Source organism: Aquirufa sp. OSTEICH-129A, from assembly GCF_054558355.1.
Genome location: NZ_JBPXKC010000001.1, coordinates 234,467 through 251,036 on the forward strand (window position 1 = coordinate 234,467; position 16,570 = coordinate 251,036).

The 16,570-nt window shown below is 37.1% G+C and carries 15 protein-coding genes; 5 read left to right on the forward strand and 10 right to left on the reverse strand.

Annotated elements, in window-relative coordinates:
* Positions 1-1,584 (reverse strand): DHA2 family efflux MFS transporter permease subunit, encoded by a 1,584-nt coding sequence (locus SKC36_RS01050; protein WP_459452676.1) that lies wholly within the window; start codon positions 1,582-1,584, stop codon positions 1-3.
* A 4-nt stretch (positions 1,585-1,588) separates the two neighbouring features.
* Entirely contained in the window at positions 1,589-2,626 is a 1,038-nt protein-coding gene (locus SKC36_RS01055; protein WP_459452678.1) for an HlyD family secretion protein, read from the reverse strand.
* A 142-nt stretch (positions 2,627-2,768) separates the two neighbouring features.
* On the opposite strand from SKC36_RS01055, the gene SKC36_RS01060 reads away from it, so the two are divergent.
* A complete protein-coding gene (locus SKC36_RS01060) occupies positions 2,769-3,233 on the forward strand; it encodes a MarR family winged helix-turn-helix transcriptional regulator (protein ID WP_459452680.1) in 465 nt (154 codons plus the stop codon).
* A 1-nt stretch (position 3,234) separates the two neighbouring features.
* Here SKC36_RS01060 and SKC36_RS01065 read toward each other — a convergent pair whose 3' ends face one another.
* The 4 genes from SKC36_RS01065 to alaS are packed head-to-tail and all read right to left on the reverse strand — an operon-like array spanning position 3,235 to position 8,910.
* Complete coding sequence (locus tag SKC36_RS01065) at positions 3,235-4,668, reverse strand: ATP-dependent DNA helicase (protein WP_459452682.1); 1,434 nt, start codon at positions 4,666-4,668, stop codon at positions 3,235-3,237.
* 19 nt (positions 4,669-4,687) lie between these two features.
* Positions 4,688-5,287: an aminotransferase class IV gene (locus SKC36_RS01070; RefSeq protein ID WP_459464072.1), complete on the reverse strand. Its 600-nt coding sequence runs from the start codon at positions 5,285-5,287 to the stop codon at positions 4,688-4,690.
* A 3-nt stretch (positions 5,288-5,290) separates the two neighbouring features.
* Entirely contained in the window at positions 5,291-6,265 is a 975-nt protein-coding gene (locus SKC36_RS01075; protein ID WP_459464074.1) for an aminodeoxychorismate synthase component I, read from the reverse strand.
* A gap of 8 nt (positions 6,266-6,273) precedes the next feature.
* Positions 6,274-8,910, reverse strand: coding sequence for an alanine--tRNA ligase (alaS, locus tag SKC36_RS01080; RefSeq protein WP_459464076.1), 2,637 nt, complete (start codon positions 8,908-8,910; stop codon positions 6,274-6,276).
* Between the two features lie 126 nt (positions 8,911-9,036).
* On the opposite strand from alaS, the gene SKC36_RS01085 reads away from it, so the two are divergent.
* Both SKC36_RS01085 and dprA read left to right on the forward strand, forming a co-directional pair.
* A complete protein-coding gene (locus SKC36_RS01085) occupies positions 9,037-9,366 on the forward strand; it encodes a MerR family transcriptional regulator (protein WP_459452691.1) in 330 nt (109 codons plus the stop codon).
* Between the two features lie 37 nt (positions 9,367-9,403).
* Entirely contained in the window at positions 9,404-10,504 is a 1,101-nt protein-coding gene (gene dprA / locus SKC36_RS01090; RefSeq protein ID WP_459452693.1) for a DNA-processing protein DprA, read from the forward strand.
* A 1-nt stretch (position 10,505) separates the two neighbouring features.
* Here dprA and pyrE read toward each other — a convergent pair whose 3' ends face one another.
* Entirely contained in the window at positions 10,506-11,144 is a 639-nt protein-coding gene (gene pyrE / locus SKC36_RS01095) for an orotate phosphoribosyltransferase (protein ID WP_459452695.1), read from the reverse strand.
* 100 nt (positions 11,145-11,244) lie between these two features.
* Here pyrE and SKC36_RS01100 point away from each other — a divergent pair, with 100 nt between their 5' ends.
* The gene (locus SKC36_RS01100; RefSeq protein WP_459452697.1) at positions 11,245-11,940 is read left to right on the forward strand and encodes an NUDIX hydrolase; all 696 of its coding nucleotides are present in this window, start codon (positions 11,245-11,247) and stop codon (positions 11,938-11,940) included.
* Here the strand turns inward: SKC36_RS01100 and coaD are convergent.
* Together coaD and SKC36_RS01110 are read right to left on the reverse strand one after the other, a co-directional pair.
* Positions 11,910-12,380 carry a pantetheine-phosphate adenylyltransferase gene (gene coaD, locus SKC36_RS01105; RefSeq protein ID WP_406751925.1) on the reverse strand — a complete coding sequence of 157 codons (471 nt, stop codon included), beginning with the start codon at positions 12,378-12,380 and terminating at the stop codon, positions 11,910-11,912. The two genes, SKC36_RS01100 and coaD, sit on opposite strands and share 31 nt — an antisense overlap.
* Positions 12,370-13,053 carry a DUF3822 family protein gene (locus tag SKC36_RS01110; RefSeq protein ID WP_459464078.1) on the reverse strand — a complete coding sequence of 228 codons (684 nt, stop codon included), beginning with the start codon at positions 13,051-13,053 and terminating at the stop codon, positions 12,370-12,372. The genes coaD and SKC36_RS01110 overlap by 11 nt, the downstream gene beginning before the upstream one ends.
* Positions 13,054-13,198: 145 nt before the next feature.
* Here SKC36_RS01110 and SKC36_RS01115 point away from each other — a divergent pair, with 145 nt between their 5' ends.
* The gene (locus SKC36_RS01115; protein WP_459452701.1) at positions 13,199-14,812 is read left to right on the forward strand and encodes an ABC-F family ATP-binding cassette domain-containing protein; all 1,614 of its coding nucleotides are present in this window, start codon (positions 13,199-13,201) and stop codon (positions 14,810-14,812) included.
* Between the two features lie 282 nt (positions 14,813-15,094).
* On the opposite strand, the gene SKC36_RS01120 is transcribed toward SKC36_RS01115, so the two are convergent.
* Complete coding sequence (locus SKC36_RS01120; protein WP_459464079.1) at positions 15,095-16,486, reverse strand: Gfo/Idh/MocA family protein; 1,392 nt, start codon at positions 16,484-16,486, stop codon at positions 15,095-15,097.
* Positions 16,487-16,570: the final 84 nt, after the last annotated feature.

Sequence of the window (16,570 nt, forward strand, 5' to 3'; positions counted from 1 at the left end):
TTAATGAGCCTCTTCACTGGCTTTCATGATTTTTTCTATTTCTGCTTTGGTTTTCTTAGGTGTCCGCAATAACCATAAGAAGGGGAGTATACACATAAATAAAATGGAAACTAAACGGAAAGTGTCTAAGTAAGCCAAATAGTATGCTTGCTTATTGACCATAGCATCTAATTGGCGATAGGCAGCTTCTCCACTCCGAACTAAATCCCCCGTTTTTTGCATCATATTTTGTGTCAATCCTTGAATTCTTTGTTGAAATAAAGGATTTTCTACTTGAATATTAGCTAGTAAATCTGTCCTATGTTGGGCAGCGCGATGTGTTGCATAATTGTTCGCAACGGCAATACCAAAGGCTCCACCTAACTGTCGAATCATGTTGCTCAAGGCAATTCCTGCGGGATATTCAGATGGTTGTAAACCCGCCACAGCTTGATTAATTAAGGGCATTTGTAACATGGCCACCCCCATCATACGTAATAGGTGCATCGGAAAGAAATCCCAGCGACCCATTTCAGGAGTAGCCGATCCACCAATAAATCCGAAAATGATAAAAATACAAATTCCAAGCCCCATGACTGGAATGGGTTTTCCTCCCAAGGACAGGTATTTGGCTATCATGGGGAATAATATGACACCGAGTAAAGTTGGGTACATCAAGGAAAGTCCAGTTTCCGTTGAACTTAGGCCATTGATGCGTTGCACCATGATGGGATAAATGAAAACAGATGTAAATAAACCAAATCCGCTAACTAGGTTAAATACCGTGCTCATGGCAAAGACCTTGTTTTTGAAGATTTTTAAATTAATTACAGGATGTTCTGTCGTTAACTCTCGCCAAATAAATCCAATCAGTCCTATGGCCGATAATCCAGCCATGGTATTGATGGTTCTGGATTCAAACCAATTTTCCGATTCGCCTTTTTCTAAAATATATTGCAGGTTCCCTATACCCAGGGTTAATAAAGAAATGCCGATGTAATCAATTTCCATCGTTTTTCGATGTTGGCCTTCACCCTCTTTTCTATCAATGAAAACAATGGTTAAAATGGTAGCCAAAATACAAACAGGGATGTTGACATAAAAAATATCATTCCACTCGTAATTATCCACCAAATATCCTCCTAAAACGGGTCCTAAGGAAGGACCTAAGATGATACCCATTCCAAAAAATCCAGAGGCAATTGGTCGGTCTTTTACTTCAAAAGCATCAAATAAGATGGCTTGAGAAGTAGAAAGTAATGCTCCTCCACCAATTCCTTGTAAAAATCGCCAAAAGACTAATTCCCAAAGGCTATCACTCATTCCACAGAAATATGAGGCTATCCCAAAGAGAATCATCGAGCCTAGGTAGTAATTTTTTCTACCAAAGTATTCTCCCAAAAAACCTGTCATTGGGATAATGATTACATTGGCAATCGCATAACTGGTGATTACCCAAGCAATATCTTCAATGGTAGCTCCAAGGTTTCCAGCAATTTGGTTGAGAGCCACGTTCACAATCGTAGTATCCAACAACTCCATCACAGCTGCGGTGATCGTTGTTAGTACAATGATTATTTTAGCGAATCCCTGGGGCCTTTGCATGGTATTAGTTTATGGGAACTGATACACCTAGAGATAGTCCAGCACGTAAAATATCTTTGTATTTATCGGCATTTAGTATCTCAATCTTAACAGGAATTCGTTGAGTTACCTTTACAAAGTTACCAGAGGCATTATCGGGAGGTAATAAAGTTGTTTTCGCACCAGTAGATTCTGAAATCGATAAAATTCTACCCGTTAACTTAATATTGGGATATGCATCGATTTTAATTTCCGATTCCATACCTACACGTAAATGCTCCACTTGTGTTTCTTTGTAATTGGCAACTACCCAATACCGGCTATCATCCATGATGGTCATTAAAGGTTGTGAAACTTGAATGAATTGACCTGGCTCTACGGATTTCTTTCCAATTTTTCCATCAGCCGGAGCATAGACTTTATTATAACTTAACTTTAATTTCTGTTGTTCTACCTTTACTTTCTTCAGTTTTAAGGCTATTTCAGCCTTGTGCAAGGTAGCTTGCAAAATTCCTATTCTAGATTGTGTACTTACTAACTCAGCTTTCGCACCTTGGAATTTAACGCCAGCTTGTTCTGCTAAATCTTGACTGTCAATTAATTGTTGACGCGTAATAGCTTTTGCTGATTCAAGTGAAGTATTTCTAGCAACATCTCGGTTATATTTATTATAGGCCAACTCAGCGGATTTGACCACACTTTGTTGAGCTTCAATACTTTTCTTTAGATTAGTTAAATTTGCTTTTGCACTTTCAATGTCGGATGTGGCTTGCTCAACTTCCACTTTCATCTCTTCTAGGGCTAATGCGGCTTCATCTGAATCAATTTCCAAAATGATTTGCCCCTTTTTTACCTGATCGTAATCATTTACATAAACCTTTTTTACAAAGCCCGCCATTCTAGGTAATACCGGAATAAAATATGCCTCAATCTGCGCATTGTCGGTATCTTCATGGGTAGTCGCATAGCGGTATTTTTTGAAGCCAAAAAATCCCCCAATGAGTAAAACAAGTGCTAATATGATTTTGGGGAGATGAGATTTAGGTTTTTGTTGAGTAGACATGGTACATTGATTAGTGTTGCAAAGAAAGGTAGTATTGGCAATAAAGTCAAGTTAGTTGACTAAATACTTGATTTTGTATATTTTTGCACGAAAGATAAAATCCTGTATAGATCATTTTACACCAATGGAAAATTCAAATCACATGTTTTTATCGAGACTTTTGGTTAAGTCTTACCGTATAGTTCAGTCTATGAATGGCACTTTCTTACGAAGTTTAGGTTATGAAAACTTCAAAATAGGGCACATTATCGTATTAATGAATCTTTCTGAACAGGGAGTTACTACTACTGATTTGGCCAAAAAAGCGAAAGTAAGTAAGCAAGCGATGAGTAAATTAGTGAATGAATTGATTCAAGAAGGATACCTCATTTCAAAAACTAATCATCAAGACTTACGTTCTACTCTCTTATTTTGTACAGAGAAAGGTAATCATTTTTTAGAAGATTTAATGAAATCTAGGGCTCATATTGAGCAAAAGTTTGCTGTTATTATTGGAGAAGAGCGGTTGAAGCAATTAAATTTGGCCTTATCAGAGATTGTGGCTCATTATGATGAATTGGAAAATACGGATACTATCAATGATAAAATAGCCGGCACTAAAATCTAATTTATGGAAAGAAGCGATCGTGAAAATTAACTAAAAATAATTCGTGGGTGGCTCTAGTAATAGCCGTGTATAGCCAGCGAATGTATTCTGCGTCTATTTGCTCTTCTTTCAAGTATCCCTGATCCACAAATACGGCCTTCCATTGTCCACCTTGAGATTTATGGCAAGTTAATGCATAAGCAAACTTCACTTGTAAGGCATTTAAAAAAGGGTCTTTTCGAATGGCCTCCATTCTTTCCTTTTTCTTTGTGATATGTGCATAATCTTCACATACAGAATCATAGAGTTTTTTGTTGGCCTCTTTTCCCAAAGCTGATTCAGCCGAGTGAAGGGTATCTAATAAAATTTTAGCTTCAACTTCCGGGTGATCCTCATAGTCACACAAACGAAGGCTAACCTGGAGAAATCGAAAACCATGCATATCTTCTTGCCTTTTAATTTTCATAACTTCCACGAAATCTCCATTGGCCAAAAATCCTGCTGGCGAATCTTCATCTAACCAATGGTAATTATTTCGAACAATCATTAATAAATCACCACTACTGATTTCATCTTCTTGATAAAGTATAGTTCTCCGAACGAATTCATTGAATTGGACAGCACTTTTATTGGATCTGGTGAGGAGAATGGTTTCTTCTTTTCCAAACTTCCGATAGGCATATTGCATTCCATCTTCCACCTTTTCACCCGACATCTTGAAAAAGTCTTTGAATGATTTGGTATTAAATTGAATTTTTTGGGATGACTGATTTAGTAATTCTCTTAGGTTGGTGGCATTATATAATATTCCTGAATGTATGTCTTGTCGCATGACGTCAGTCAACTCATGGTCCAAGACCTCCATGTGAAATTCACTGCTGATGTATTCTTTCGATAGGGCAGGTGACAGACTTTTACCCACGGGAGGTAATTGGGCTGTATCTCCTACAAATATTAATTTATTCCCTGTATGGCCATTTTCTGGATTCGTAAAAACGTATTCAATTAAATCTGTCAATAAACTATTTGTACCAAAATCTGATTCATCCGTAATCATGGAAGCTTCATCCACGATGAATACGGTATTGGTAGCGTAGTTATTCATTCGTTGGAATACCAATGCACCAGAATTTGGATGGCTGACTTGCCGGTAAATTTTTTTATGGATCGTAAAGGCTTTTTTCTTGGCATAATTGGCCATAACCTTGGCTGCGCGGCCTGTAGGAGCTAATAATTGAGTTTTATATCCGAAGCTAGATAAAATCTTAATCAAGGTCGATATGACGGTGGTTTTACCCGTACCAGCATAACCTTTGATGATAAAAGTAAGCGCTCCCCATTCATCTTTATTAACTATAAAATCATTCAATTTCTGAAATAAAGCTGTCTGAGAGGGCGTTGGCTCAAAGGGGAACTTTTGATGTAAAAGAAAAGAAGGACTTTTGGAAGGATTCATGTCTTAAAGAAGACACAATTTACACAATTGAATCGGGAAGCAAAAGCGCATCTTCTTCTGAAAGAGGCCTAAAAACATTGATGAGGCATATTAGACTGTAATCCTTTAAGTCGGTTTCCCAAATATCTCTTTCTATTAGAATATTTTCTTCTATCAATCTCCTTCTGGTGGTTCCCCAGTGTAAAGGTTCCTTCGGGGTATACCATTGATCACCTTGTTTAAAAGCTAAATTAGCGATGCTGCTGTCTTGCAATTTCCCATTTTTAGAAAAAATGATGTCATCAGCTTCAGGATGCTCAGCTACTTTTTTTAGAATATGAGATCTATCGGCATATTTAAAATCGTATTCGTAATCTCCTGTATTCACGATAGCCAATTTTTTGATATGCTTTGGCTGATATTTTAGGAATTCGTGAAATTCCCATTCCGTTCGATAAACGATTCTAGTTCTATAACTACCAAGTTGGGGAATTTCTAAATGAGTAAAATATTCTGCTATGTTTAATACGGGTGAGTTAGGATAGTAATGCTGAAAGACATCATTGATCCTTTTTTGATGATAATTTAGATGTAGGGCTTCTCCGTTCAATACATGAACAGTTTCTAAAAATGTGGGCATTGTTTAAATGGGTAGGTAAACTTTTTGGATTAATTCCAAATATTCCTTTTCAGGGTCGGAGAAGACAGTAATTCCTCCTCCACTTTTAAAAATTAGCTTCTCGTCAATTTGTTCAATAAATCTGATTAAAACTCCTGAATCTAAGGAACTTCCATCAAATTTCCCCATAATTCCCGTATAAAATCCTCGAGGGTATCCTTCGGATTTTTCAATAATTTCCATGGTGGCCATTTTGGGAGCGCCTGTAATGGAGCCAGCGGGTAACATGGCTTTTAAAATACTACCAATTTTATGCTGAAATGCGGGCATCAATTCACCAGAAATCAAGGAGGACATTTGCCATAAATCTTCACTATGTGTCTTTACTTGTTCTATGTACTGAAATTTTTCCACTTGAATTGGGTGGGCTACTCGGCTAATATCATTGCGAATTAAATCCACAATGGTGGCATGTTCAGCTTTTTCCTTGGCATCTATCCGCAGGTCTTCGGCTTGGTTATTTTCATTCACTGCCAAAGTTCCCTTCATGGGGAAACATTGAATTTTATGCTGATGAATTTGAATAAATGGTTCTGGAGAGAAGACCACTAATTGATCCCTGATCAGTAATTTATACTTAGCATGTGCGTATGAATAAATATCCTTTAAACTCAGGTTGGTTTGAATGGGTGTAGGACAAGTTAAATTGACCAAAAAAGAATCCCCTCGTTTTAAACCCGCTTGAACCTGATAAAATTTGGCTAAATAGTCTTTATAACTGATTGGAAATTTCTCAAAACATACATCACCTGTGAAAGTACTTGAGGGGATTTGGTTGATTTCCAATCTTATGCCCAATTGAAGAGCTTCTTCTTCAGTTCCCCACCATACTTTTTCTCCTATATAATCACATATAAAGACAAAAGGACGCCCTTCCATGCTCCATTGATCCATGCCCGAGACAGCTTGATCAAGTGAGGTAAAAGGAATATCCTTCATAATCTTTATTAAATGTATTGTTGCGCTGCTTGAATTACCTGTGGGATACCCTCCGGCTTTTGTCCACCTGCAGTAGCTAAAAAGGCTTGGCCACCTCCGCCACCTTGTACTTCCTTAGCTAATTCTCGAATGATTTTACCTGCATCCAAAGATTTTGCTGCCACTAGTTCTTTTGATATAGCTAAAGCTAGGCTTGCTTTTCCATCGATTTCAGCGGCTAATAAGCAGAATAATTGCTGGTGTTCATTGCTCAAATCAAAGGCTAGATTTTTCAAAGCATCTGCATGAGGTACATGAACTTGTTGGATTAAATAAAGTAAATCTCCTTTTCCTGAAATTTGCTTATTTAAAGCTGACTTTACCTGTTTAATCTCGTTTGCCTGATATTGGGCAATGGTTTTTTGAAGGCCAGTATTTTGTTCGATAAGACTAGCCACTGCTTTAACGATGTCTTTAGGAGCTTTTAATAATTCATTGATTTGCTCCAGCTGGCTTGCTTGCTGAATTAATAGTTCAAATGCCTTCTGTGAGCAAACTGCCTCAATGCGTCGTACACCAGTGGCTACTGAACTTTCTGATAATATCTTGAATAAAGCAATTTCACCTGTTGAATTGACGTGAGTTCCTCCACAAAGTTCCACAGAATAGGTCGGATCAAAGGTGATAACACGGACAAAATCACCATATTTTTCACCAAATAATGCCATAGCCCCTTTATCTTTAGCTTGCGCAATAGGAACATTTCTTTCTTCTAACAAGGGAATATTAGCCATGATTTTGGCGTTCACCATATCTTCAATTTGCTTCAATTCCTCATCTGTCACTTTTTGAAAATGCGAGAAATCGAAACGTAATAACTGCTCATTCACCAAACTTCCTTTTTGAGCCACATGCTTACCTAGAATTTGTTGAAGCGCCGCTTGCATTAAGTGGGTAGAACTATGATGACTAGTGATGGCCTGTCTTCTTTCTTCGTCAATTTGAGCTACGACTTCCTCTTCCTGTGCCACTTCTTCAATTCGAGCATCCGTTGTCCAATGAACAATTAAATCATTTTCTTTTTTGGTATCGATGATGGCGATTTTCGTGCCCGATTTTTTGAATAACAAAAAGCCAGAATCACCCACTTGTCCACCTGATTCAGCATAGAAAGGAGTACTTTCCAACACAATTTTATATTGAATTCCTGCTTTATTTTGAACTTTTTGGTATTTCACCACACGTGTAGTCCAGGTCGAATGATCATATCCAACAAAGGACACTTCATCACTATCAAACAGGTTAACCCAGTCTTCTGCACTGGCTCCTGCATCCTTTCTGGAGCGATTCTTTTGGGCATTTAATGCCTGTTGGAATCCAGGCTCATCAATTTCCATTCCTTTTTCACGGGCTATCAAAGCCGTTAAATCGACTGGAAAACCATAGGTGTCATTTAATTCAAAAACATCTTCACCCGTAAGGACCTTGTTTCCTTTGGCTTGGGTTTCTTCCATTAATTTATCTAAACGAACTAATCCTGTTGACAAGGTTCTTAAGAAAGAAACTTCTTCTTCATAAATTACTTTGGCTACAAATGCTTCTTGTGAAATTAGTTCATCAAATACGCCTTTAAATTGTTGAGCTAATAATGGAATTAATTCATACATAAAAGGCTCTTTAAAGCCTAAATAGGTATATCCATAACGCACGGCACGACGTAGGATTCGTCGAATTACATAGCCAGCTTTCGCATTGGAAGGTAATTGTCCATCTGAAATAGAGAATGCAATGGCACGAATATGGTCAGCAATGACACGCATAGCAATATCAGTCCATTTATCTTGGCCATAGGATATTCCACTTTTCTTGGCTAAGTGCTGAATACTGCCTTGGAATACATCGGTGTCATAATTCGATTGCTTCCCTTGGATGGCCATGCATAAACGTTCAAAGCCCATACCCGTATCTACGTGTTTGGAGGGAAGTGCTACCAATGATCCATCTGCCATGCGTTCAAATTGCATAAACACATTGTTCCAAATTTCCACCACTTGCGGATGATCGGCATTAACTAGTGATTTTCCTGGGATTCGATCTACTTCATCTTGGTTTCTTAGGTCAATATGAATCTCTGAACAAGGGCCACATGGTCCCGTTTCACCCATTTCCCAAAAATTATCTTTTTTATTTCCCAAAATGATTCTTTCTTCCCCCACAATAGCCTTCCAAATATCAAAAGCTTCCTGGTCAAAAGGTACACCATCTTTGGCATCTCCCTCAAAGACGGAAACATATATACGCTCCTTAGGAAGTTTATATAGCTCAGTTAATAGTTCCCATGACCAAGCTAAGGCTTCTTTCTTGAAATAATCACCAAAAGACCAGTTGCCTAACATTTCAAACATGGTATGGTGATAAGTATCAAATCCTACATCCTCTAAATCATTATGCTTACCAGAAACACGAAGGCATTTTTGAGTATCAGCAATTCTTTTCGACGGAGGAGTACCATTTCCCAAGAAAAAATCCTTGAATTGAGCCATACCTGAATTATTAAATAAAAGGGTAGGGTCATTTTTAGCGACCAATGGCGCAGATGGTACAATTAAATGTCCTTTCGATTGAAAAAAAGCTAAAAAATGCTGGCGGATCTCCGTTGAAGTCATTGGTTTAATATCGAAATTATGGGTAATTTTATTTCTTCCTGATTTTTCTAATCAAAGGAAGTGCAAAATTACGTGTTTTTATTCGAATTCTTGATTTTGCAGGCCAACAAGGTTTTAATTTATTAGATGGAACAGTACAGTAAACAATATTATTCGATTTCTGAAGTTGCGGAGATTTTCAAAGTGAAAACTTCTAAGTTGAGGTATTGGGAAACCCAGTTTCCTCATCTAATGCCCAAGCGTAGGTCTAGCGGAATTAGGAAATATACGCCGGAGGATATAGAAAAAATTAAAGTTTTGATCCAATTGATCGAGGAGAAAGGCTTAACCATTGAAGGAGCCAAGCAAGCCATCAATCATCGTGGGGAAGCAAAAAATGTGAATACACCTCTCATTAATCAGTTAACTGAAATTCGTCAATTTTTACAAGGGCTTCGCGAGGATTTGGGAGAATGATTTTTTTTCTTTCGGGAAAAAATGGAATCATATCCCGATGGAGGAAGAAAAAGTATATCAAATAGCCCTAAGTTTAGTACCTCAAATTGGGTATGTTAATGCCCGTCGACTGATTTCCTATTTGGGTTCTGCCAAACAGATATTTCAATCCAGTACTTCACAATTAAAAAAAGTACCGCACATCGGTCCGATGATTGCCCAGGAATTAAAATTGAATCAAGTTTTACATGAGGCAGAGCGAATTTATTCAGATTGTCTTAAGGAGGGAATTCAATTATTTTTTTACTTGGATGAGGATTATCCACATCGATTAAAACAGTTATATGATGCCCCACTATTATTGTATTTTAAGGGAAATGTGAATTTTCAGTATGAAAAAGTGATGGCATTGGTAGGAACAAGAAAAGCTACCGAATATGGCAAAGAAATCACTTATCAAATTGTCAGGGATTCTTTGGAGGACGATGTCCTTTTTATTAGTGGATTAGCTTATGGGATTGATATTGCCCTTCATCAAGCTTGTATTGAATTAAAAATTCCAACTATCGCGGTTTTGGCTGGGGGATTTCAACGAATATATCCTTCCTTACATAGTAAATACGCCTATCAAATGATGGAATTGGGAGGAATCATTTCAGAACATCCATTTCATCAAAAACCCGACCCGAGATTTTTCCCACTACGAAATCGTATCATCGCTGGGATGGCAGATGCCACGATTGTGGTTGAGGCAGCTGAGAAAGGGGGTGCCTTGATAACGGCCGAATATGCGAATAATTATCACCGAGAGGTATTAGCTGTTCCTGGAAATTTACAAAAAGTGTTCTCAGAAGGTTGTAATCGGTTGATTCAGAAAAATCAAGCTACCATTTACACCGATTGGGCAGCTTGTAAAGAGCTTTTGAATTGGCAATCTAGTTCCAATAAAATTCAAAGAAATAAAAGTTTGTTATGGAGTCAATTATCAGATGACGAGAGCCAGATTTTGGCATTACTTTACCAAGAAAAAAATTTAGCCCTGGATGAAATAGCTTGGAAATTGCAAAAAGGAATAAATCAACTGGCAATGCTTTTATTGAATTTGGAATTTCAGGGATTCATTAAAACATTGCCAGGTCATCGTTATAGCTTAAAATAACTTATTTTTTCCATTCACTCGGATTAATTCTCCAGTCTTGTAAAGTCATTAATTGAGTTTCTGTTACGTGATTTAATTTAACGGCCTCATCTATTAAGACATCATAGTTACTTAAGGTGACGCAAGGAATACCATGATTTTTGAAATTATCTTCGGCAATTTGAAAGCCATAGGTAAAAATGGCTACCATCCCTAATACTTCTGCTCCTGCTTCTTGTAGGGCGGTAGCAGCTTTTAAGGAACTGCCTCCAGTTGAAATTAAATCTTCTATTAAAACTACCTTTTGACCTTTTTCAATATGCCCTTCTATTTGGTTTCCCATGCCGTGTTTTTTTGGCTCAGGTCTAACATAACAAAATGGAAGGTCTAAATAATCAGCTACTAAAGCCCCTTGGGCAATGCCAGCAGTGGCCACACCTGCTATAATCTCAACATCTGCGAAATACGCCTTTACAGCAGCAGATAAGCAATTTTTGATGTACGTTCTAACTTCCGGGTAGGATAGAGAAATACGATTATCACAATAAATCGGGGAGTTCCATCCAGATGCCCATTTAAATGGTTGGTCAGGTCTTAATTGGATGGCTTTTACGCTTAATAAGTGTTGGGCAACTTCTTGTGAAATAGTAAAATCAGGCATAGGAATTTGTTTCAAAGATTATATGTGCAAAAATAGTTTATTCAAGTTATCTTTCATTAATTAATTCTATTTTTGCCTACTTAAATTCTGAATTCTACACATGATATTGTTTATAGACGACCGTCCGATTCGCATTTACAAGGAATCCAAGAAACATGCCATACCTATGGGGGATGAATTTGAGGTGGTTATTGATGCGCGTCTTCAACCAATTAGGTTGTCAGATTTTAAGGGACATACCTGTATCCTAAATTTAACATTAGACCAAATAGAAAAATTAATCCACAGTTTACATCAAAAATCTGGTGCTAAGTTTGATTCGCTTTACATATTAGTCAAGGATATTAAACCTTTTAAACAGCGTATTTTTGCCATGTACCAATTATTGGAGGCAGCAGGTGGAGTGGTTTTAAATGTTGAGGATAAAGTACTGTGGATGCTGAGATTGGGTAAATGGGATTTGCCTAAAGGTAAGTTGGAGAAGGGAGAGAAGTTTAAAAAAGCTGCTGTTCGAGAAGTGGAAGAGGAATGTAATGTTAAAGCTTTGTTAGATAAAAAGCTTTGTACGACCTATCATACCTATACGCATAAAAATCAACGAATTTTAAAGAAAACGAAGTGGTATTTAATGAATGCCTTAGGTGATCCTAAATTAGTCCCACAAAAAGAAGAAAATATTGAAAAAGTTGATTGGCTAGGAACAGCAGCGATGAACAAAGCTATGACTAATACATATAGCTCGATACGTTATGTCATTCATCGTTATCAGTTGCTTTGTTCTTCTTCTAAATTATAAGGTAAATATTGATTGATTGAGCTCCCATATCGATGCAAATCCCTGATAATGGTAGAACTGATAGGAGCGAGGTGAGGGGAAGTGATCAAAAAAACCGTTTCCAATTCTTCATTGATATGCCTATTTACCTGAGAAATTGAGTTTTCATATTCAAAGTCTGTCGTATTTCTAAGACCTCTAATAATAAATCGAGCCCCTACTTCTTTAGCAACCGTAGCCGTTAAATTTTGATAAGTAACCACGCGAATGGGTTTTCCTTCGAATGTTTTCTCAATAGCTTCTTTCATTTTTTCGAGTGAAAAATAGCGTGCTTTACTAGAATTATGACCAATTCCAATCACAATTTCATCAAATAGTGCTAAGGCTCTTAATACAATATCTTCATGGCCTTTTGTAAAAGGGTCAAAAGAACCTGGGAAAAAAGCAGTTCTATGCTTCATGAGAAATGGTTGGGGTATAAATCTTAAATTGACTTAATTCTTCAGCTAAATGGGAATCTATTTCTCCTATCCAATGAATACTATTTGAATTCCACTTTATAAAGTAGCTATCTCGAATAGAATGAATGTAGAAGGCTAATTCAGTTGCCTTGGTATATGGATAAATATTGGCTAGCACTAATTTTCCGGATTTCCTTAACACCATGCAGGCTTTTTGGTTTTGAATTGATATGCTTAGACCATTTTCTGGTGATTGAGGTAAAAGCTTTTCTAAGTAATGTGAGTATGTAATTTCTGACAAAGGAAACCAATAACTGATTAAGTCTTTCCAGTCACTAGGTATAAGAAAGAGTAAATTGGCAAGTTCGGATGGGATAGGCTGAACATGGATTTCTTGTCCAATTAAGGTGTCTTCTCCTAATGCTTTTTCCAAGAATCCTATTCTATAGATGGGGCTATCGTATTTTTGTGGAATTAGTAGAAAATGTGCATGACATATTTGAACATACACTTGTTCAATTTTTGTAGGGTTTATGCCTTTTTTCTCCCAATATTCTTTTTGAATTTTCCCAGACTTGGACCAATCGATATGTCCAAATACCAATCCTGAGGCATCTTGGTATTCTAATCCTCCCTCATGTAGTGATAGATGAAGCGAATGTAAAGAGTCCATAACGGAGGAGGAATTTAATTTTTCCAAGGTCATTATTAGGTATCGAGTTTGAAATTGCAAAAAAAATATGGGATAGGAATAAAAATATTCATTTTTTTCTAGGTTCAAAATGAGTAATTTTGCGCCTTATTTAATTAAATACGCTATGTTGCAGGTGTCCAATGTTTCCCTTCGATTTGGGAAAAGAGTATTATTCGAAGAAGTAAATATCAAATTTACAGAAGGAAACTGTTATGGTTTAATTGGTGCCAACGGTGCTGGTAAATCTACTTTTTTAAAGATTCTTTCGGGTGAAATTGATTCTCAAACAGGAAGTGTTAGCATGAATCCTGGCGAGCGTATGTCGATTTTAAAGCAAAATCACTTCGAATATGAGGAGTTCCCTGTCTTGCAAACGGTCATTATGGGAAATAAACGCCTGTATGACATCATGTTAGAAAAGGATGCCATCTATATGAAGGAAGACTTCACTGAGGAAGATGGAAATAAAGCCGCTGATTTAGAAGCTGAATTTGCAGAATTGAATGGTTGGGAAGCGGAATCTGAGGCAGCTACTTTATTGAGTGGTTTAGGTATTAAGGAGGATATTCATTATTCATTGTTGAAGGATATCAATGGATCAGAAAAGGTAAAAGTACTTTTGGCACAGGCCTTGTTTGGAAATCCTGATATTTTATTATTGGATGAACCGACCAACAACTTGGATATTGATTCCATCATGTGGTTAGAAGGTTATTTACAGAATTTTAAAAATACGGTAATCGTAGTTTCTCACGACCGACACTTTTTAGATAATGTTTGTACCCACATTGCTGACCTTGATTTTGGAAAGATTCAATTGTATGGAGGTACCTATACTTTTTGGTATGAATCATCTCAATTAGCTGCGAGACAAAGAACAGATCAAAATAAGAAAACGGATGAGAAGCGTAAGGAATTGGAAGAGTTCATTCGTAGATTCTCTGCCAATGTCGCCAAATCGAAACAAGCTACTGCCCGTCAGAAAATGTTAGATAAATTACAAGTGGAGGATATTAAGCCTTCTTCTCGTAAATATCCATTCATCAATTTTAAACCTGAGCGCGAAGCAGGAGATCAATTATTAAGTGTAGATAATTTGTCTTACCAAACAGAAGAAGGCATTACCCTATTCTCTAATTTATCTTTTACTATCAATAAAGGAGATAAAGTAGCCTTTCTTGCTAAAGATTCTTTGGCTATTACAGCATTATTTGATATTCTCATGGGAGAAAGAAAGGCCAGTGGGGGAGAATTTAAGTGGGGTGTAACAACCACTCAAACCTATTTGCCCAATGACAATGCCGCTTATTTCAAAGATGATTCATTGAACTTGGTAGATTGGTTACGTCAATATTCTACCGAGAAAGATGAAAGTTTTATTCGTGGATTTTTAGGTAGAATGTTGTTTTCAGGTGATGAGGCTTTGAAAAAATGTACGGTAATTTCTGGAGGTGAAAAGCAGCGTTGTATGTTTTCTAGAATGATGTTGTCCGGAGCCAACGTGCTCTTATTTGATGAGCCTACCAACCACTTGGACCTCGAATCCATCACAGCTTTAAACAATGGGATGATCGAGTTTCCTGGTACGATATTATTTACTTGCCATGATCATCAATTAACGAATACAGTAGCTAACCGAGTGATTGAATTAGGTTCAAAATCTTGTTTGGATAAATTAATGACCTACGATGAGTTTATTACCGACAGCACGGTGAAATCTCAAAGGGTAAATTTGTAAGTATGACTTATGTTGAGGTTATCTAATATTAAGATGACAATACATTAAGATTGCTCTAGCTTAAGATTGCCCTAACTTAAGATTGCTCTACCTTAAGGCCTTAAGATTTGTCAACTTTTGAAAAGTTGACAAATCTAAGTTGACAAATCTAAGTTGAAACATCTTAACATATAAGTACCCTTGTAATTAACTAAACCCCAATTCCTTTCTGATTTCAAATTTAGGGATAAATTAACAAGATCATCAATTAAATGGATGTAAGCTGTTGATAATCAGTATCTATTACTTGGATTTTTTCACTTTCATATTCAAGGCATCCCATTCAATTGGCTTCCCAATTTCTACCGAAGTATTACAAAGAACCGATGGACCTGCAGCTCTTAATCCGAAAGAAGCGTCTTCAAAAACCGGTTTGCCAGTTCTGATGGAATCAAAAAAGTTAATAAAATGATCTAAACGATCATCGTATCCCTGCGGAGCATTGAATTCAATCTCATCCAACACCTTCATTCTTCGATCTTCTGGGCTGTATTTAGCATTATATTCTGCTAGCATCGCATCTTGCATGGCTTTTGGAAAACTTTCTAATGAATCATAACCACCCATAGAAGCCACTTTTGCTCTTTTGAAATGCTTAATTTTAATTCCTCTGTTTTTTACTTCTATGACTCCCTCCGTACCAATTAACCGAGTTCCTTCACCACCACCTGCACCATCGGCTAAATTTACGCGCGTCATGAATTGAAAAGCATTATGATTATCTGTTTTTCCATAAGTCATAAAACCCGTTAATAAGTCATATGCATCTCGTCCATCCTTCCAATAATTTAATGCACCCTGAGCATAAATTCTTTCTGGTCCCAATGAATTAGTCACCGTATGTAAGCCAGTTACATTATGTACAAATAAATCACCTGCCACCCCGGTACCATATGCTTTATAATTTCTCCATCTGAAAAAACGTACTGGGTCAAAAGCAACTTTAGGGGCATCTCCTAGGAACATATCCCAAGATACAGTTTGTAAACTTGCATCCGTTGGAATGGAATATTGCCAAGCACCATTGGCTGAATTTCTATCTGTATAGGCTTCCACGTAGGTGATTTCACCAATTGTTCCTTGTTGGTAATATTTACGGGCTTCTTGAAATACCACAGAACTTGCTCTTTGAGAACCTACTTGTAATACCTTTCCGCTTGCTTTTTGTGCCGCTACTACAGCTAAACCTTCCTCCACATGATGTACCATTGGTTTTTCACAATACACGTGTTTACCTGCTTTAAGCGCATCTATGGTAATATGGTCATGCCAGTGGTCGCTGGTACACACTAAGACAGCATCTATATCTTTTCGAGCTAAAATCTCCTTATAATTTCGAGTAACAAAAATATCTTTACCCCATTTCTCTTTTGCTCGATCTAGTCGTCCTTGATATAAATCAGCCACTGCCACTAATTCCACTCCTGGAACTTTTAATGCAGTGGTTGTATCATAATGACCAATAATCCCTGATCCAATTAATCCAATACGAATCGTATCGTTGGGACTTACTTTAATTTTATCTAAAATCTGCGGCAAAGATCTTTCATCAGCACCCAATAAAGGAATTCCTCCTAATAAGATGGATGTGCCCGCACTAAGTGATTGAATAAATTGTCGTCTACTTTTTTCCATTGGTTTGTAGCTTTAGTGTTGTCCAAATTACAAATTATCTGGAAATAAAAAACCCTAATCTAACCTGCAAAGGAAAAATTAGGG